This window comes from Pedobacter sp. N36a (genome assembly GCF_014472395.1).
In the GTDB taxonomy this organism is placed as follows: domain Bacteria; phylum Bacteroidota; class Bacteroidia; order Sphingobacteriales; family Sphingobacteriaceae; genus Pedobacter.
Map to the genome: position 1 here is coordinate 569,460 of NZ_JACSZW010000001.1, position 18,992 is coordinate 588,451.

General features: G+C 40.2%; 16 protein-coding genes. 9 read left to right on the top strand and 7 right to left on the bottom strand.

Translation table 11 applies throughout. The features are described from left to right. Positions 1–74: 74 nt before the first annotated feature. Positions 75–1,169 (top strand): mandelate racemase/muconate lactonizing enzyme family protein, encoded by a 1,095-nt coding sequence (locus H9X96_RS02670; RefSeq protein WP_187664774.1) that lies wholly within the window; start codon positions 75–77, stop codon positions 1,167–1,169. A gap of 163 nt (positions 1,170–1,332) precedes the next feature. Continuing rightward, positions 1,333–1,806, top strand: coding sequence for a MarR family winged helix-turn-helix transcriptional regulator (locus H9X96_RS02675; protein WP_187664775.1), 474 nt, complete (start codon positions 1,333–1,335; stop codon positions 1,804–1,806). On the opposite strand, the gene H9X96_RS02680 is transcribed toward H9X96_RS02675, so the two are convergent. From H9X96_RS02680 to H9X96_RS02690, 3 genes are all read right to left on the bottom strand, one after another. Further along, entirely contained in the window at positions 1,807–2,706 is a 900-nt protein-coding gene (locus H9X96_RS02680) for a glycoside hydrolase family 25 protein (protein WP_370576703.1), read from the bottom strand. A 122-nt stretch (positions 2,707–2,828) separates the two neighbouring features. Beyond that, entirely contained in the window at positions 2,829–4,199 is a 1,371-nt protein-coding gene (locus tag H9X96_RS02685; protein WP_187664777.1) for a dipeptidase, read from the bottom strand. A 220-nt stretch (positions 4,200–4,419) separates the two neighbouring features. Next, complete coding sequence (locus H9X96_RS02690; RefSeq protein ID WP_187664778.1) at positions 4,420–4,965, bottom strand: hypothetical protein; 546 nt, start codon at positions 4,963–4,965, stop codon at positions 4,420–4,422. Between the two features lie 114 nt (positions 4,966–5,079). Here H9X96_RS02690 and H9X96_RS02695 point away from each other — a divergent pair, with 114 nt between their 5' ends. The 5 genes from H9X96_RS02695 to murA all read left to right on the top strand — a co-directional run bounded on the left by H9X96_RS02695 (position 5,080) and on the right by murA (position 11,891). Then, on the top strand, positions 5,080–5,607 hold the full coding sequence (locus tag H9X96_RS02695) for a PH domain-containing protein (RefSeq protein WP_187664779.1): 528 nt from the start codon (positions 5,080–5,082) through the stop codon (positions 5,605–5,607). Next, on the top strand, positions 5,597–7,189 hold the full coding sequence (locus tag H9X96_RS02700) for a PH domain-containing protein (protein ID WP_187664780.1): 1,593 nt from the start codon (positions 5,597–5,599) through the stop codon (positions 7,187–7,189). Before H9X96_RS02695 ends, H9X96_RS02700 begins: the two co-directional genes overlap by 11 nt. Positions 7,190–7,308: 119 nt before the next feature. Next, the gene (locus H9X96_RS02705; protein ID WP_187664781.1) at positions 7,309–9,615 is read left to right on the top strand and encodes an ATP-dependent helicase; all 2,307 of its coding nucleotides are present in this window, start codon (positions 7,309–7,311) and stop codon (positions 9,613–9,615) included. 210 nt (positions 9,616–9,825) lie between these two features. Next, a complete protein-coding gene (locus H9X96_RS02710) occupies positions 9,826–10,524 on the top strand; it encodes a DUF4290 domain-containing protein (RefSeq protein ID WP_187664782.1) in 699 nt (232 codons plus the stop codon). 41 nt (positions 10,525–10,565) lie between these two features. Next, complete coding sequence (gene murA / locus H9X96_RS02715) at positions 10,566–11,891, top strand: UDP-N-acetylglucosamine 1-carboxyvinyltransferase (RefSeq protein ID WP_187664783.1); 1,326 nt, start codon at positions 10,566–10,568, stop codon at positions 11,889–11,891. A gap of 133 nt (positions 11,892–12,024) precedes the next feature. Here murA and H9X96_RS02720 read toward each other — a convergent pair whose 3' ends face one another. From H9X96_RS02720 to H9X96_RS02735, 4 genes are all read right to left on the bottom strand, one after another. Then, a complete protein-coding gene (locus H9X96_RS02720) occupies positions 12,025–13,386 on the bottom strand; it encodes a pyridoxal-phosphate dependent enzyme (protein ID WP_187664784.1) in 1,362 nt (453 codons plus the stop codon). A 153-nt stretch (positions 13,387–13,539) separates the two neighbouring features. After that, on the bottom strand, positions 13,540–14,628 hold the full coding sequence (gene dprA, locus H9X96_RS02725) for a DNA-processing protein DprA (protein ID WP_187664785.1): 1,089 nt from the start codon (positions 14,626–14,628) through the stop codon (positions 13,540–13,542). 244 nt (positions 14,629–14,872) lie between these two features. After that, positions 14,873–15,505, bottom strand: a complete 633-nt coding sequence (rsmG, locus tag H9X96_RS02730; protein ID WP_187664786.1) for a 16S rRNA (guanine(527)-N(7))-methyltransferase RsmG — start codon at positions 15,503–15,505, stop codon at positions 14,873–14,875. Then, a complete protein-coding gene (locus H9X96_RS02735; RefSeq protein WP_187664787.1) occupies positions 15,496–16,617 on the bottom strand; it encodes a glycosyltransferase in 1,122 nt (373 codons plus the stop codon). Before H9X96_RS02735 ends, rsmG begins: the two co-directional genes overlap by 10 nt. A 129-nt stretch (positions 16,618–16,746) precedes the next feature. Here H9X96_RS02735 and tgt point away from each other — a divergent pair, with 129 nt between their 5' ends. Together tgt and H9X96_RS02745 are read left to right on the top strand one after the other, a co-directional pair. Further along, complete coding sequence (gene tgt / locus H9X96_RS02740) at positions 16,747–17,877, top strand: tRNA guanosine(34) transglycosylase Tgt (RefSeq protein WP_187664788.1); 1,131 nt, start codon at positions 16,747–16,749, stop codon at positions 17,875–17,877. Beyond that, positions 17,878–18,981 carry an LptF/LptG family permease gene (locus tag H9X96_RS02745; protein WP_187664789.1) on the top strand — a complete coding sequence of 368 codons (1,104 nt, stop codon included), beginning with the start codon at positions 17,878–17,880 and terminating at the stop codon, positions 18,979–18,981. It abuts the gene before it with no gap. Positions 18,982–18,992: the final 11 nt, after the last annotated feature.

Below are 18,992 nucleotides of genomic sequence, written 5' to 3' on the forward strand. Positions count from 1 at the left end.
CATAAAAAGAAAGACCTGGCCAGATAGGGACAAATGATACAAAATCGGTAATTTTAAGAAAACCAAGAACCGTCATGAAAATCAGCCATACAGAAATATATCGCTTTAGCATCCCTATGATTCCATTTGTGATTGCCACTGGGACTATGGATTTCGCACAAAATGTGCTGATCAGGATCCATACGGATACCGGAATATATGGTGTAGGCGAATGCTCCGCCTTTCCCATGATTGTTGGTGAAACCCAGGAAACTTGTCTGGCAATGGCCAAAGTCTTTGCTAAAATCCTGATTGGAAAAGACCCATTGGACATCCCGGAAAGGATGAACGACTTAATGGGTTATGCGCACAATGGAACCATCAAGAGTGCATTCGATATGGCCTTATTTGACATTGCTGCAAAACACGCTGAACAACCATTATATCAATTCCTCGGCGGACAAAACCGAATCGTAGAAACAGACATGACCATTGGTATTGATGCGCCTGAAACTATGGCCGATACCGCTTTAAAATATCAAGAACAGGGATGCAATATTTTAAAAATCAAGCTTGGCAAAAACATTAAAGACGACATTGAGCGCGTGAAACAGATCCGACATGCTGTAGGAGAAAACATAAAAATCCGCCTGGATGCCAATCAGGGATGGAATTTTGATGATGCGCTATTCGGACTGGGCAAACTTGCCGAATACAACATAGAGTTTTGCGAGCAGCCCATGAGAACCTGGTATGATGACCAATTGCCGGAATTAAACCTCAATTCTCCGGTTAAAATTATGGCCGATGAAAGCTGTTACAACCATCATGACGCACGTAGACTCATCAACAGTAAGTCTTGCGAATACTTAAACATTAAATTCTCCAAATCCGGGGGGATCCTGGAAGCCCAAAAGATCCATGAAATCGCATTGCAAACCGGCACAAAATGTATGATTGGCAGTATGCTGGAAAGTAGGATCGCGACCAGTGCCAACCTTCATTTCGCTTTATCCAGCCCGAATGTAATGTTCTTTGACCTCGATACCTGCTTACTAGGACATCTGGTTGATCCGGCAATAGGTGGTGTAATTTACAACGGCTATTTGCTCGAAGTTCCTGAAACTCCAGGCATCGGAGCAGATGCGGATCCTGAATTCTTAAAAACATGTGAGCTTTTTCTGATCTAATTGTTCATTCAACCAAATAACCCTAGTGCTTACTCTGCTAAATCACTTCAGTTTCCGATGAATCTTTTTAGAGAAAAAAATTCTAAATCCCGTATAAACACCCTTGACATTTTTAATCCATTTTGTTAGTTTAGTAAACTAAGTTTACAAAACCACCACATTAATGATAGACTACCATAAACAAGCTGTTCTGTTCAAACAATTATATGTCCTCAAGAAATTAACAGACGATTGGGGAGATAAAAATATATGCCACCTTCACCAGCCACATTTCAACATGGCTTCCCTGCCCTTTTTCATGGCCGTTGGACTGAGTGGAAAATCCAGCAGTGCCATCGCCGCAGACCTAAAAGTAAGCAGACAGGCGACGGGAAAGGTCATGAAAGAACTGGAGCAGAGTGGTTTGATTAAAGTCGAAAAAAGTACGACTGATGCCCGTGCCAACCTCCTGCAATTGACTGAAGAAGGTCGTAATTTTTACCTTCAAGTGGCACAGCAGTCCAGTTTACTCAGCAGTAAATACGAAAAACTGATCGGAAAGAAACCACTCGAAATGATGACTGAAACAATGGAAAAAATGATTCATTTTCATGAGAAATTGAACCAATGCCACCTTCTCGGCGGCACCTGCGGTTAGCTAGTAACTGAGGATTTTAGGAATCCTCAGTCGCTCAAAAGCGGTACTATCACCGTTAAACGCATTAAAATCTACCACATGATTGATTCCCGTAATCCGGGCTTTATCTGAATGCTGCCAGAAAAACCAATTGGTATCTCCGCTGACTCTCAATTTTGCCTGATGATAATGGGCAATCCATAATGGATATTCATCGAAATGTCCTTTCAGATAATCTCTATAAAAGGTAAGACCCGAATAAATGATCGGCTTTACCTTCGTTTTTTTCTCTACATAACTGATAAAATCCTGGAGTTCCTTACGCATACTCGCTGGATCTACCCCATTCAACTGTTCAATATCCACTACTGGGGGTAAATCTCCCTCCTCAAATTTCACCGTTTGCAGGAAAAACTTCGCCTGCCATTCGCCAGATTTCTGAGGTCTGAAAAAATGATAAGCGCCGCAAATGATCCCTGCTTTTGCCGCTTCCCTCCAATTGCGCTGGAAATAAGGATCTACACTCAAAATTCCTTCAGTAGCTTTTATAAATGCGAATTTCACCTGTACTTCATCTTCCTTCATCGCTTTCACCTTCCGCCAATCAATCTTTCCCTGATAATAGGAAACATCAATACCATGAATTGAATATTTCTTTGGAATACGGATATCAAAACTGCTGTAAGTACGGTAATTTGGATCTTGTCCCCAATCTTTCACCCAGCGCCAGGTAGAACTGAAACCTTTAATGATATAGCCATAGTAAAATGGAGAAAATAGAATCAACATTAACCCTACAATGGCAAACTTCCACTCCATGGCCATCGGTTTTTTCTTCTTTACCACTTTCCGCCTCACAGGAGTCTTTGCTGCGGACTTCGCTGCTGGCTTTTTTCTAGGCGCAGCTGGCTTTTTGGCCACAGGTTCTTTTTTAAGTAAAGGAGAATTTGGAGGTATCAAAGGCATGGGGTAAAAATACAAAAGGGCAGCCGATTTGGCCACCCTTTTTTGAATAAGTATTTATTCGTTTTAGAATCAAGCGCTTATTTGCTCAACTCCGCGAAATATTTATGGAATAAAGGTAAAGTCTCAATTCCTTTATAATAATTATAGATGTCAAACTTCTCATTTGGAGAGTGTAATGCATCGCTATCTAATCCGAATCCGAACAAAACAGATTTAATACCTAATGAACTTTCAAATAAGGCTACAATTGGAATACTGCCGCCACCTCTTGTAGGGATTGGTTTTTTACCAAATGAATTTAAAATTGCCTGTTCTGCAGCACGGTAAGCAATGCTATCTGTTGGCGTCACTACCGGTTCACCACCATGATGTGCGGTAACTTTTACTTTTACGTAATCAGGAGCAATACTTTCGAAATGTTTAGCGAAAATCTCAGAGATCTCTTCAGAAGTCTGATTTGGAACCAAACGCATAGAGATTTTAGCATTCGCTTTAGAAGGCAATACGGTTTTTGCACCTTCGCCGATATAACCGCTCCAGATGCCGTTTACTTCTAAAGTTGGTCTTGTACCAGTACGCTCCAGGGTTGAATAACCTTTCTCACCCCATTCCGCACCAATCTCCAGGTCCTTTTTATATTCATCCAGATCGAATGGCGCTGAATTTAAAGCTGCTTTTTCAGCATCAGACAATTCTACTACCTTATCATAAAATGCAGGAATCGTAATGTGGTTATTTTCGTCATGCAGAGAAGCAATCAGTTTACACAAGATCGTAGCCGGGTTGGCCACTGCACCACCATATACACCTGAGTGTAAATCACGGTTCGGACCTACCACTTCTACTTCCATATAAGCCAGACCACGAAGGCCAGTCTCAATAGAAGGATTTTCCATGCTGATCATAGAAGTATCAGAAATCAAGACCACATCCGCTTTTAGACGCGCTGTATTTGCTTTCACAAACACACCAAGATTTGCAGAACCTACTTCTTCCTCCCCTTCGATCATGAACTTCACGTTACAAGCCAAAGTATTGGTTTTCATCATCAGTTCAAAAGCCTTAACATGCATATAGAACTGACCTTTATCATCACAGGCACCACGTGCATAGATTTTACCATCACGTACTGTTGGCTCAAAAGGAGGTGTTTTCCATAATTCCAAAGGATCTGCAGGCTGCACATCATAGTGACCGTAAATTAAAACGGTAGGTAATGCTGCATCAATGATTTTCTCCCCGTAAACAATAGGATAGCCGGCAGTTTCACAGATTTCAACATTATCCGCACCAGCGTCTTTCAACTTCTGAGCTACAAAATCAGCCGTCTTTAATACCTCACCTTTGTATTTAGGATCTGCACTTACCGAAGGAAAACGTAACAGTTCAAACAACTCCTCTAAAAAACGTTGTTTGTTGTCTTCTACATATTTTTTAATCTCTTGCATAACAAATGGTTATTTCAAAATTTAGTTTAAACACCTATCAAGTCGTTTGTAATCTGGTAATGAAGAGCTGAGCAGCCATTTGAAGCGCATCTTCCCAACAATTCCCCACCTTAAAACGCCAATAATTTGAGTCGATAAAACTAGAAAAATTTATTCTGAAAAGCGCATAAAAAAACCCTTATTAAAATCATTAATAAGGGTTACTGAAGGATGATATATCCTACAAACTCTTTTGCAAGCCAATAAGATCAGCTACCAATTGATCTCTAAGCGCGATAAAATCATAGTTTAAGAAATCACAAGAGTATTTTCTGAAGGCCATTTTATAGCCAATTGTAAATTCTCCCATTTCATAAGTACTGTCTTTAATTGCCGTATCCAGCTCCCCATCGTTTTCAGCGACTTTAAGACCTTCGATCAATTCATTAAAGATGTATTTCTTATCTTCTCTGTGCGCATCAGTACTATATATAAAACTAAACAAAGCTTCAGCGTAAACTCTAATGGAATCCATCATGGTGATGTGCTCCGAAATCGCTTTTTTCAGTCCTCTATTAATTTTATCCTTTATCTCTTTTTCCGTTCCGGCAAGTTCTTCCGCATCATCCTGGATCAACGCTGACTTATATTCTTTCAGTGAATCAATACCTAAAAATGTCATTTTAACACCACTATCCACACTATCAATAAAAGTAGGTGCTACTATCTTTCCTTCAAAATCAGCCAAATGAACACCTATAACATCTACTTCAATTTCTAACTTCATAAAATATTTTTTATAAAAATATGAAAATAAACACAAATCCCTCTGAAGCCGGGCATAAGAATAATTTATTAACTTCGTTTCGAACGCCCTTTTACCTATGAATTTACCTACGAAATGCAAGATTTTACAAACGAAAACTTAGACCTCAGCCTGCTTCCAAAGTATGAGACTGTGCCCCTTAATGAGGTGGATAAGAACTACTGGAAGGTGATTTTATTAAATATAGTGGTATTCATGGCCTTTTTAGCCCTGGCTGCCGCAGTCTTGTTTTTCCTGCTGAAATCCTTAAAACCTGAACCTTATCTTTTTATTGGCGGATATATACTGGTTGGGATTTTATTGGTCGCCTTTTATGCAATTAGTATCAAAAAAAGAGGCTACGCCATCCGAGAAAAAGACGTAATTTATAAAAGCGGCATCATTTCCATCACCACTTCCGTCATTCCATTTAACAGAATTCAGCACATCACCCTAAATGAAGGAGTATTCTCCAGAATGTTTCAACTGGCGTCTTTACATATTTATACTGCCGGTGGAGTTTCCGGAAATATTGTGATCCCGGGATTGCCGATCAAACTGGCAAAAACCATTAAAGAAGAGCTAACCAGACAGCTCAACAACCAGGAAGCCAATGGCAACTAATTTCTCCGCCCCAAAAAGGCAATCTCCAGTTGGTGTCATCATCATTTTTGCCAACCAGCTCCAGCAGAGCATCCGGGTATTGATATTTCCGATCATCTTGCTGCTGGTCCGCACAAAAAGCAGCGGAACCGGTTATCTTATTGCAGGCTTTCTGGCCTATCTAATCATTCTTGCCATACACTCCTACTTCAGCTACCTTAAATTCACGTTCTTTCTCGATGAGGAAAGACAGGAATTTATCATCCAAAAAGGCATATTTAACCGAGAAAACCTGATCATTAGACTGGATAAAATCCAACAGGTAAACCTCAACCAATCGCTGATTCAAAGAATTGCTGGTGTATACAGCCTCGATATTGATACCGCTGGAAGCGATAAAAAAGAAGCCAGTATCAAAGCCATTGATCATGGTGCGGCAACCATCCTCAGGGAAAAATTGCTGAGCAGAACCTTTGCTGCAGCAGCAAATGAATCAACAGACGCCAACAACCTCAGGTATTCAGCTGCTCCAGGAAATAATTCGCAAATAGCTGCTGAGGGCGATAAACAGCAGCAAAGTAACCAGGGTAACGATATCGGCTACAGCGGTTTCCCAATCTTAAAATTAAGCAACAGTACGCTATTTAAAGTTGGCTTAACCTCTAACTACGGGGCAAGTATCGCATTATTGGGTGGTTTTATCTATGCGATCATGGAGGCCACAAAGAACTATACCGAAGCTTTTGAGCTGGAACAGAATCCCATCAGCCAGCTGACTACACAGGGCCTGGGGCTAATTTCCTTGTGCATCCTGCTGATTTTCGCCCTGCTCATCGTTTTAGGGACCAACCTGATCCGAACTTTTCTAAAGTACTATAACTTTGAAATCAGGAAAGAAAAAACCTTCCTTTCTATTCATTCTGGTCTGTTTGAAAAAAAACACATCTTGTTGAAACCTGCAAGAGTACAAATCAGCAGCTACAGCCAGAATTATTTCCAGAAAAAATTAAACCTGATCAATTTAAAGTTTAAACAAGCAGCATTCAATACCGCTGAAGAAGAAAATAAAGACCATAAGAAACACGATATAGAAATCCCGGGATGTGATGAAAAGGAAAGAAATGAAATCTTAAAAATGATCTACAACTGCTTGCCAATAAACGGCAGTGCTTTTGTACCCAACTACAGGTTTCTATTCCTTACAGTCATGCTGCGCATTGTCCTTCCATCCTTAGTTTTTATAGGCATCACAGCGCTCAGACCAGTTTTACAACCTTACCTATGGCTGATTATTCCCTATACCATTTTCGCTGGGATCCTCCTCTATTTTGAATATGTGCACCATAGGTTATATGTATCTGAAGATTTCATCATCAAAAAAAGCGGTATCTGGGACATTGAGTACCAAACAATGGAACCCCATAAAATTCAAAAGATGACTACCAAGCAATATTTCTGGCATAAGAAAGCAGATATCGGGCATTTAATCCTGCATACTGCCGCCGGCACTTTACATTTTAAGTATGGAAAGTATACCGATATTCATCAGATCGTAAACTATTGGTTATATAAAGTAGAGTCGGGCAAAAAAGATTGGATGTAACTCCAATAAGAGACATAGTTTTCTTATTTTTGTCCGAATGTTTCGGACGTACTTTTAGGGTAGCCCGATAGCAATACATGGTTTAACAATACCTTTAAAAAGCAGAACAAGATAGCATTTTGGATTATTTAGCAGGATTAAACCCCCAACAACGCGCAGCAGTAGAAAACACCCAGGGACCAGCAATGATTGTCGCAGGTGCAGGCTCCGGAAAAACACGTGTCATTACTTATAGAGTAGCTCACCTGATTGAAAAAGGAATAGATCCATTCAATATTCTGGTGCTTACTTTTACCAATAAAGCCTCCAAAGATATGCGTGAGCGAATCATGAAAGTGATTGGCGCAGAAGCAAAAAATATCTGGATGGGTACTTTTCACTCTGTATTCGCGAAAATATTGAGAGTAGAAGCAGAGAAAATCGGTTATCCTTCCAGCTTCACCATTTATGATACGGACGATAGTAAAAGTCTGATCAGAGCGATATTGCGGGAGATGCAGCTGGACGACAAGCTTTATAATGCCAATTTCGTGTACAACAGGATCTCTTCTGCAAAAAACAACCTGGTTTCCCATATCGAATACCAGGAGAATGCGGAAATACAGGCGGAAGATATCAGTAATAAACGTCCTTTAATCGGAGCGATTTATGAAACGTATACCAAAAGATGCTTTAAATCAGGCGCCATGGATTTTGACGATTTGTTATTTAAAACAAATGTCCTGTTGAAAAACCACCCTGACGTCTTAAATAAATATCAGCAGAAATTCAAATACCTGATGGTGGATGAGTACCAGGATACTAACTTTTCCCAGTACACCATCGTGAAGAAACTTGCAGCAGCTTACCAGAACATTTGTGTGGTGGGTGATGATGCGCAAAGTATCTATGCCTTCAGGGGTGCAAACATTCAGAACATCCTGAATTTTGAACGCGATTACCCGGATTTGAAAGTCTATAAACTAGAGCAGAATTACCGCTCTACTCAAAATATTGTTGAAGTTGCCAACAGCATCATCGCCAACAATAAAAATCAGTTGGAAAAGAATGTATTCTCCGACAACGAGCCTGGCGACAGGATCAGGGTTCAGCGTGCCTTTACCGACAATGAGGAAGGTAAAATTGTAGCAGAAGCCATCATTCAGGAACGCAGTTCTAAAGGTTACAACTACAATGATTTTGCCATCTTATACCGTACCAATGCACAGTCCAGAGCAATGGAGGAAGGTTTAAGAAAACTCAATATTCCTTATAAAATCTATGGCGGACTATCTTTCTACCAACGTAAAGAAATCAAGGATTTAATCGCCTATTTCCGATTAACCTTCAATCCAAGTGATGAAGAAGCCATCAAAAGGGTGATCAATTACCCAAAAAGAGGGCTTGGTGATACTACCGTAGAAAAGCTATTGGTTGCTGCAGATGAACACAATGTGACCATGTGGGAAGTAGTTTGTAACCCACAGCAGTATATTGCAGGCAGAATTGCCAATCAATTGAATGATTTCGCAATGATGATCAAGAGTTTCACTGTAGAAGCCAAGAAATTGGATGCTTATGAAGCTGCTTTATACATCGCGCAACATTCTGGAATTTTAAAAGAGTTACATTCCGACATGACTGATGAAGGTCGTGGAAGACATGAAAACATACAGGAATTATTAAACGGGATCAAGGAATTTGGAGAACGCGAAGATATTGAAGACCGCAGTCTGGAAGTATTCATGCAGGACATTGCCTTGCTGACCAATGATGATAAATCAAACGACAAAAATGTTGATACCGTTTCCTTAATGACCATTCACTCTTCAAAAGGTTTGGAATTTAAGAACGTATTTGTAGTTGGTTTAGAGGAAAATCTCTTCCCTTCTCAGATGTCGCTCAATTCAAGGTCTGATTTAGAAGAAGAACGCAGGTTATTTTATGTAGCGGTAACCCGCGCAGAAAAGAAACTAACCCTTACCTACTCTACTTCAAGATACAGATGGGGTACTTTAACCAATTGTGAGCCAAGTCGTTTTATTGAAGAAATCAATGCCCGTTACCTGGAGATTGAAGTACCAAAATCTGCTAAACCACCTACTGGCGACGACAGTTTCTCTTCTGAGAGAAGAAGCTGGACACAGCAAAGAGATAGCTTCAGCAAGCCAAAACCAGCTGCTTCTGGTACATCAACAGGTACTTCTACCGCTCCAAGACCAAAAACGTCGGTATTGCCTAAAGCCCACGTGCCTACACCAGGTTTCGCACCTGATGCAGCCAACCTGTTCCAAAATGGAATGGATGTGGAACATGAGAAATTCGGTTTCGGTAAAATTGTGAGTCTGGAAGGCAGCTTGCCTGATGTAAAAGCAACGGTATTTTTTCAAGGTCTGGGTAATAAGCAGTTATTATTAAAATTTGCTAAATTGCGAATTGTTAAATAAAATATATCTTTACAGCATCCGGAGGAATTTATAAATCCGTGATTGCTACTTATTTGATTATAAATTATACAATTATTGGCTATAGTTCGTTATCACCTGATACGACCAGCCTTTAGCAAAATAGCTTACTCAAGAAGATAAATACGCCCTAAGGGCCGACCGGGACATTAAAACCGGTCGCACATAAAAATAAAAAGTATAATTATACAGATGAATTTCGATTATAATACCACAAGAAACGAGCTAATCCTCGCCGAATACGGCCGTAATGTACAGAACATGGTGAAGTACATTATTGAATTACCCGACCTTGAAGAACGTAATAAATATGCTCAGGCGGTGATAGATCTTATGGGATTCTTAAACCCCCATTTGCGTGATGTTGCTGATTTTAAGCATAAATTATGGGATCACCTACACATCATCTCGGGTTATAAAATCGATGTAGACAGCCCCTATCCAAAGCCTACTCCAGAGGATGCTTTGGTAAAACCGAAACACATCGGATACCCTCAGCAAAAAATCACCTATAAACACTACGGTAAAACTGTGGAAACGATGATCGAAAAGGCAAAAGCCGTTGATGATCCGGAACGCAGAGCAGCAATGGTACAAGGCATCGCTAATTTCATGAAAATGGCTTACGTAACCTGGAACAAAGACAGTGTTGCGGATGAAACGATCCTGAAAAACCTGCGCGAACTGTCGGGTGGTGAATTGCAATTGGACGAAAATGTAAACCTGGCGAAGGTTGAATTTAAGCCTGTAGTGACCAGACCAGCAAACAACAGTAACCGCGGCAGACAAAACAACAATAACAACAACGGTAAAGGCAGACAAAACAACACGAGTAACAACAATAACCGCCCTCAGCGTAACAACAATAGCAATCCAAAACCACGTCACTAGCGCTTACCAATTTTAATACTACTATACAAGCTTACTACAACATGAATGCATTCGAAATAATTGGTGGACAAAAGTTAAAAGGTGAAATCACACCTCAGGGAGCGAAGAATGAAGCCCTACAAATTATCTCAGCAGTTTTATTAACTGAAGAAAAAATAACCATCAGCAATATCCCAGATATTAAAGATGTTAACAAACTCATTGAACTCTTAGGAGACCTTGGTGTAACTGTAGAACGTCTTTCAAAAGATACTTATACTTTTGAGGCTAAAAATATTAACCTGGATTTCTTCCAATCAGATATTTTTAAATCTAAAGGCGGCAGTTTAAGAGGATCAATTATGATCGTTGGCCCACTATTGGCCCGTTTCGGTAAAGCGGCAATTCCTAAACCAGGTGGCGATAAAATCGGTCGCAGAAGATTGGATACGCATTTCTTAGGCTTTGAGAAATTAGGTGCTAAATTCGTTTATGACTCCAAAAAAGAGTTCTTTAACGTAGATGCCACTGCGCTTAAAGGTGCTTATATCCTGATGGATGAAGCTTCCGTAACAGGAACTGCAAATATCGTGATGACCGCTGTAATGGCTAAAGGAATCACAACCATTTACAATGCTGCCTGCGAGCCTTACTTACAGCAACTGTGTAAAATGCTGAACCGTATGGGTGCAAAAATCACTGGCGTAGGCTCTAACCTATTGACCATTGAAGGCGTAACCAAACTTGGCGGTACCACACACCGTATGCTGCCTGATATGATCGAAATCGGCTCTTTCATTGGCCTTGCGGCGATGACAGAATCAGAAATCACCATCAAAGACGTATGCTATTCAGAATTAGGAATTATTCCTGAAGTTTTCAGAAAACTGGGTATCAAGTTTGAACTTAGAGGTGATGATATTTTCATTCCTTCTCAGAAACATTACGTAATTGAGTCCTTTATTGATGGCTCTATGTTGACTATCGCAGATTCTCCATGGCCAGGTTTCACTCCTGATTTATTGAGTATCGTATTGGTAGTGGCTACTCAGGCAAAAGGATCGGTATTGATCCATCAGAAAATGTTTGAAAGCCGTCTGTTCTTCGTCGACAAGCTGATTGATATGGGTGCTCAAATCATACTTTGTGATCCACACAGAGCAACAGTAAATGGAATCGACAAGCAGTATAAACTAAGAGGAATCAGCATGACTTCTCCGGATATCCGTGCAGGAGTATCCTTATTGATCGCTGCTTTATCTGCAGAAGGAAAATCAACAATTTTCAATATCGAGCAAATTGAGCGTGGTTACCAGGACATTGACACTCGTTTACGTGCCCTTGGTGCACAGATTAAACGTGTAGATGCTTCAGCACCTAGTCACTAGAAAAACTGAGCCGATTTGCTTGGCTTAAATCACAAGACATAAAAAAATCCCGGAAATCCGGGATTTTTTTATGTCTAATAAATTGATACTGAATACATACGAAGGCTAGCCTCCTATTAAAAACGCCTTGATATTATGCAGAAATTGCATTGATGATGTCGTACTGAGTGATAATCTCAATTCTGCCATCCTCATCTTCTACCAATACCGCTGAATTTTCTTTATTAATCAACGATGAAATCTTATCAATAGAAGTATTCATATCTACAAAAGGAAAGGTACTCGACATGATTTCTTTCACTGGCGCAGATTTTAAAGAAGGGTTCTCTAAAAGTGCTTTAATGATATCGCTTTCTGCCAGCTTACCTACCACCATTCCTTGTTGAGTAACCGGAATTTGAGAGATATTTAAGGTATTCATATTGTTAATTGCTTCCAGAATGGTCTTCTCACAATCAATGGTAATGATTTCTGCGGATTCTTTTTTCGAAAGAATAGACCTTGCAGTCAGCTTCTCATCTTTAAGGAAACCACGTTCTCTTAACCAATCTTCATTGTACATTTTGCCCATATAACGGCTTCCATGGTCATGAAAAATCACTACAACCACATCTTCTGGTTTCAATTTATCTTTCAATTGCAATAGTCCGGCAATAGCAGATCCTGCTGAATTACCTACAAAGATCCCCTCTTTACGGGCAATATCACGCGTCATTAAGGCCGCATCTTTATCCGTCACTTTCTCAAAAAGATCAATGATGTCAAAATCTACGTTCTTTGGCAAAAAGTCTTCTCCAATTCCTTCCGTAATGTAAGGATAGATCTCATTTTTATCTAAAATTCCTGTTTCTTTATACTTCTTGAACACTGATCCATAAGTATCAATTCCCCAGATCTTAATGTCAGGATTCTGCTCTTTCAAGTATTTTCCAGTACCAGAAATGGTACCTCCTGTACCTACCCCAACCACTAAATGCGTGATCTTCCCTTCGGTTTGTGCCCAGATTTCAGGCCCAGTCTGCTCATAATGCGCCTGAGAATTGGCCAGGTTATCATATTGATTCGGTTTCCATGAATTCGGAACCTCACGTTCTAAACGAGAAGAAACTGAATAATAAGACCTTGGATCTTCAGGTTCTACGTTCGTCGGACAAACAATCACTTCCGCACCGAAAGCACGTAAAGCATCTACTTTCTCCTTAGACTGCTTATCTGTAGTGGTGAAAATACATTTATAGCCCTTAATGATTGCCGCCATAGCCAGGCCCATACCGGTATTGCCGGAAGTACCTTCTATGATCGTTCCACCCGGTTTAAGCTTACCGCTCTTCTCCGCGTCTTCAATCATTTTAACTGCCATACGATCCTTAATTGAATTCCCAGGATTGGTGCTTTCAACTTTCGCCAATACCGTAGCAGGGATTTCTTTCGTAATGTTATTCAATTTTACCAATGGCGTATTACCAATGGTTTCCAAAATATTATTGTACCACATAGTTACAAAAATACAAATTGATGCTTAGAATTCTATTTATAAAACATAATTCAATATTTAATATTGTAAAATTACATTAAGCAAAATTAGATTTTAATCTACTAGTCCAATAGACTTATCTGCCATCTATTATATAGGTAAATAAAGAATATCTCAATTGAGCCGATACCGTTTCCCCGGCAAAGAAGTCAGCAAGCCCTCGATTTCCAGCGTCAATAAATGCAATAATAACTTACTTTGGGGAAGTCCGATCTGCTGAGTCAAGGCATCAAGTTCCATATCCGAGACCTTTAACACCTTCAATATCTGGACTTCTATATCAGAAAGATCGACTGGCAGTTCTTCTGCCAAAATAGCTTTCACCCTAGGTTCCTCCCAGCCTAAAAAATAAGGAAGGTCTTTCGCATGATTGATCAATCCGGCGCAATTGGTCTTAATTAAAAAATTACAACCTTCAGAATACACATCCGTTGTCCTTCCAGGAAACGCATATACATCCCTATGGTAAGAATTGGCCAGATCTGCGGTAATGAGTGCTCCACCTTTGGATGCTGCTTCCACTACAATCGTCACATCCGAAATCCCTGCGATAATCCGGTTGCGTTTTGGAAAATTTTCCTTATCAGGATTTGTATACGGCAGAAATTCCGTTAACAAGCCACCATTCCACACCATCTTTTTGGCTGTAGGGCCATGCACCTGAGGATACATCCGGTCCAAACCATGCGCCAATACCCCTACCGTTGGAATCCCATACGCTAAACTTTCCTGATGCGCACAAATGTCAATGCCATAGGCAAGTCCACTCACAATTAACACCTCATAAGGTGCCAGCACTTCTGCCAATTGCTTACAGAGCAGCTTACCATAGTTAGTGGCCATACGAGTTCCGACTATACTGATGATTCGCGGGTGATTGAGATCAGCAGTTCCACGATAATATAAAATGATCGGCGCATCCTCACAGTTTCGCAATCGTGATGGATAATCATCATCCGTGTAAAACAGCACCTTCACCTGATATTTCTCTATAAACTTCAGCTGTTCTTTTGCTTTTAAAATCGCGTCCTTCCCTAAAATATGCGCTGCAGTTAGGAGACCAACTCCAGGAACCCTCATCAATGCTTTCTTATTCGCTTTAAATACCGCTTCTGGTGTGATAAAATGGGTTAACAGATGTTTAGCCGTAACGTGCCCCACATTTTGGATCATGCTGAGGGCAATTTTATAAATTAAGCTCATTAGACTAACTTATATTTTATCTATCGGCTTATCACCATGTTTGCTGTAATTCTATATTGGAGGGATCATTCCCAAAGCATTGGAAATGCCTACCCACTAGAAAGTTAACCTATGATGAACGCAGGTAGACGCGAAAAAAAAGCAGTTTGCTCTTTGAAGACATTCGAATTTTTGCCCTTCAGCAAAAATTCGGGGATGAAAAGAGTAACTGCTTTTTTATAAGGTCTCTCAAAGAGAAGAACCTTTATTGTGGGATATACATCACATACTTCGTATCGAAGAACTCTTCCTTAAAGTAATCAGAAAGCGGATAAAGCTCTGCTTTCAATCTTGTTTCTTTAATTTCTTCGGCCAGATCACCACCTTTAAGGTAGAGAATCCCGTTTGCAATTGCATTTTTAGAATCTTTATTGAACTTATCTTTTACCCAGGGATAGAAATCAACCAGGCGAGTCACTGCTCTTGAAACGACAAAATCATATTTATCAGGAACCTGTTCTGCCCTCAGGTGACTGGCTTTCACATTCTTCAATCCTAAACCAGCAGCAACTTCTGTGACCACTTTGATTTTCTTCCCAATAGAATCTACCAGGTGAAACTGTGTTTCCGGGAACATAATGGCCAATGGAATTCCAGGAAAACCACCACCAGTACCTACATCCAGCACCTTAGTGCCAGGTTTGAAGGTGCAAAATTTAGCGATACCCAAAGAATGAAGGATATGGCGTACATATAACTCTTCAATATCTTTTCTGGAGATCACATTGATCTGGGCATTCCAGAAACTGTATAAATCATATAACTGATCGAATTGAGCGATTTGCGCTTCAGTCAGATCTTTAAAATATTCTTGTATTAGCGTTGATCTTATTTCCACTTTACCTTTTTTACAAATATAGACAGAATGCCATTAAACACGAGGAAAATGAATAAGAGAATGTCCAGAAACGGGAAGCACCACCTTAAATCACTATAATTTAGCCGCTTTAAAATGCGGGGATAGATAAAACAACGGATCACAATGCTCAGCCCCAGGATCCCCAATGCCGGGTATAAAGTGGCTTTAAAGAACAATAATCCGGTGAAGAAAGCATAAAATAGAAACTGAAAGATAATCTGACAGGAAAGAATGAACTTATGTTTGCTTTTATAAAACTTTCCGGCACCGAAGTGGCGTTTTTTTTGTCGTAGGTAGCCCCCCCAGCTGGTATTTGGTTCTGACCATACCTGTGCGTCTTTATTAATTCTAATTTCCGTATTTGCTGCGGTAGCATTTGCATTTACGAATAAATCATCATCACCTGAAGGAATGTGCATGTGTGCTGCAAAGCCTTTATTCTTAAAGAAAAGCGTCTTTTTATAGGCCATATTCCTGCCAACTCCCATATAAGGCATCCCTTTTATGGCGTACGACAAATAATTTACTGCGGTAAAAAAGGTTTCAAAACGAATCAATGCGTTTAATATCCCTCTTTGTCTCATGTATGGGGAATACCCTAAAACGATATCAACTTCTGGATCTTCACTTTGCTGCATTCCCATTAACCAGTTTTCTGAGGCTGGCTGGCAATCGGCATCCGTAAAGACCAGCCAATCATTGGAGGCAGCTTTAATCCCCATCGTTACTGCAAATTTCTTTCCGGCGATGAACTTTTCACCCTCTCCGATCGTTACAATTTTTAATCGTTTATGCTGCGATGCAAAATTCTCTAGAAGCTGACGTGTGCCATCCCATGACCTGTCATTCACCACAATCACCTCAAAATCGGGATAATTCTGCGCCAACACCGAGGGCAGGTAAGCCGTTAAATTGTCGACTTCATTGCGGGCACAGATGACCACGCTCAAAGGTTTTTTTGCCGTTTCAGGGATAGGTTCTACGGGATAAAATGCAAGTTTCAGATGAACAAACAGACTAAAGTATAGTTGTATTAGGAAACAGAAGATAAATGCGCCCAGCAGGCAGGTCTCTAGTAAGGTTAATTCCACGTCGTATTTTTGTAGCCTCCAAATTTCAGGTTTTTAATCTGTAAATTCCTTTATGTGGATAAAAATTTAGGGCCATTTATAGCGTTATTTTTGCTATTTTTGGCAGATTTTAGTGGAGCATACAGATTTATGAAATTTACCTTACAGGCAAAAGATACACATTCAAAAGCACGAGCAGGAACAGTAACAACGGATCATGGGGATATACAAACTCCTATTTTCATGCCTGTAGGCACTGCCGGCACTGTTAAAGCAGTGCATCAACGAGAACTTAAAGAGGATATTGACGCCAAGATTATTCTTGGAAATACCTATCATCTATACCTCAGACCAGGTTTAGACATTATTGAAAGAAGCGGTGGATTGCATAAATTCATTGGCTGGGATCGCCCTATTCTAACGGATAGCGGAGGTTACCAGGTCTATTCTTTGAGTAAAGTAAATAAGATTAAGGAGGAAGGTGTGACTTTCCGTTCCCATATTGACGGTTCAAAACACTTATTTACGCCAGAAAATGCGATGGATATCCAGCGCACGATTGGAGCGGATATCATCATGGCATTTGACGAATGTACGCCATACCCATGTGATTATAAATATGCGGCGAACTCCATCAATATGACCCACCGTTGGTTAAAACGCTGCTGCAAGCGTTTCGACAGTACTGAACCTAAGTATGGTTTCAGTCAAACCTTATTCCCTATTGTACAGGGTTCTGTCTATAAAGATTTAAGAAAAAAATCTGCAGAATTTATTGCCAGTATGGACCGTGAGGGAAATGCGATTGGTGGTTTATCTGTTGGAGAACCCGCAGAGGAGATGTACGGCATGACTGAGGTCGTTTGTGACATCTTACCCTACGAAAAACCACGTTATTTAATGGGCGTAGGTACACCGATCAACATCCTGGAAAACATCGCTTTAGGTGTAGACATGTTTGATTGCGTGATGCCAACCAGAAATGCCAGAAATGGAATGTTATTTACCAGAAACGGAATCATTAACATCGGCAACAAGAAATGGGCGGACGACTTCTCTCCTATTGATGCAGACAGTGATTTGTACGCAGATCAGGTATATTCTAAGGCCTATTTAAGACACCTGATGCACTCGAAAGAGATGCTGGGCGCTCAAATTGCTACTTTACACAACCTGCATTTTTACCTTTGGTTAGTGAATACTGCCAGAGAAAAAATCATTAGTGGGGAGTTTTATGCCTGGAAAAACAAAATGGTGACCATCTTAGGTAATAAGCTATAAATGAACTTCATCAAGGGCAGGATTAAAATTATCGACTGGTATATTATCAGTAAGTATCTGGGTACATTTATTTATACCCTGACGCTTTTCGTCATCATTATCGTCATCTTTGACCTTTCAGAGAAACTCGATGACTTTCTTGGTAATAACCTGACCTTCTGGCAAGTGGTAACCCTGTATTATGCAGGATCGATTCCATTTTACGTCAATATGCTTTCTCCGCTGATCAACTTTATTGCCGTGATCTTTTTTACCGCAAAGATGGCCGATCAGACGGAAATTGTACCCATTTTAAGTGGAGGAGTAAGCTTTAACCGCTTCCTCCTTCCTTATTTCATCTCCGCATTCATCATTTTTGCAGTCAACCTAGGTTCCAATCTTTACATCCTCCCATATACCAATCAAATTAAGAACAACTTCGAAAACAACTTTATCAAGAAGAATGATCCGAGTAGTAAAACGGACATTCACATGAAGCTGGATGCGAAGACTTACATCTACATGAAAAGTTTTGACAACAAGACTAAGGTAGGGTCTCAGTTCACTTTAGACAATTTTAAAGGGGATATCCTAACCAAGAAAATTGTGGCGGATGAAATCAAATGGGATTCGCTGAAACGTTCCTGGAAACTGACAAATTATACAGTTAGAAATATTGACGGCTTAAAGGAAACCATGATAAACGGCAGTACGGTACCGAAAGATACAGTCCTGGATATGCGTCCTGACGATTTCTCAGCTTACGACAACATCTACGAAAACCTATCTAACAAAGACCTTTCTGAAAAGATTAAAAAAGAAGAAATCCGTGGTTCCGGCATCATGAACGACCTCTTATTTGAGCGTTATAAAAGATATTTACAACCACTATCCGCCTTCGTACTCACCCTGATTGGTGTGGCACTATCTTCCAGAAAAGTTCGTGGAGGAGTCGGTTTACCGCTTGGAATAGGAATTATCCTGAGTTTTGGCTATATTGTATTGAACCAATTCGCCAAGATGTTCTCCCTAAAAGGAGGGATTTCTCCACTATTTGCAGTATTGTTACCTACCATATTCTTCGGCTTACTGGGCTATTATTTACTCCGCAAAGCACCAAAATAAGTGGAACAAAC

Excerpts from the sequence above, each read along its gene's own strand:
- H9X96_RS02710 (WP_187664782.1), top strand. The coding sequence starts at position 9,826 with ATGAATTTCGATTATAATACCACAAGAAACGAGCTAATCCTCGCCGAA.
- H9X96_RS02745 (WP_187664789.1), top strand. The coding sequence starts at position 17,878 with ATGAACTTCATCAAGGGCAGGATTAAAATTATCGACTGGTATATTATC.
- H9X96_RS02685 (WP_187664777.1), bottom strand. The coding sequence starts at position 4,199 with ATGCAAGAGATTAAAAAATATGTAGAAGACAACAAACAACGTTTTTTA.
- H9X96_RS02700 (WP_187664780.1), top strand. The coding sequence starts at position 5,597 with ATGGCAACTAATTTCTCCGCCCCAAAAAGGCAATCTCCAGTTGGTGTC.
- murA (WP_187664783.1), top strand. The coding sequence starts at position 10,566 with ATGAATGCATTCGAAATAATTGGTGGACAAAAGTTAAAAGGTGAAATC.
- dprA (WP_187664785.1), bottom strand. The coding sequence starts at position 14,628 with ATGAGCTTAATTTATAAAATTGCCCTCAGCATGATCCAAAATGTGGGG.
- H9X96_RS02675 (WP_187664775.1), top strand. The coding sequence starts at position 1,333 with ATGATAGACTACCATAAACAAGCTGTTCTGTTCAAACAATTATATGTC.
- H9X96_RS02695 (WP_187664779.1), top strand. The coding sequence starts at position 5,080 with ATGCAAGATTTTACAAACGAAAACTTAGACCTCAGCCTGCTTCCAAAG.
- H9X96_RS02690 (WP_187664778.1), bottom strand. The coding sequence starts at position 4,965 with ATGAAGTTAGAAATTGAAGTAGATGTTATAGGTGTTCATTTGGCTGAT.
- H9X96_RS02670 (WP_187664774.1), top strand. The coding sequence starts at position 75 with ATGAAAATCAGCCATACAGAAATATATCGCTTTAGCATCCCTATGATT.
- tgt (WP_187664788.1), top strand. The coding sequence starts at position 16,747 with ATGAAATTTACCTTACAGGCAAAAGATACACATTCAAAAGCACGAGCA.
- H9X96_RS02720 (WP_187664784.1), bottom strand. The coding sequence starts at position 13,386 with ATGTGGTACAATAATATTTTGGAAACCATTGGTAATACGCCATTGGTA.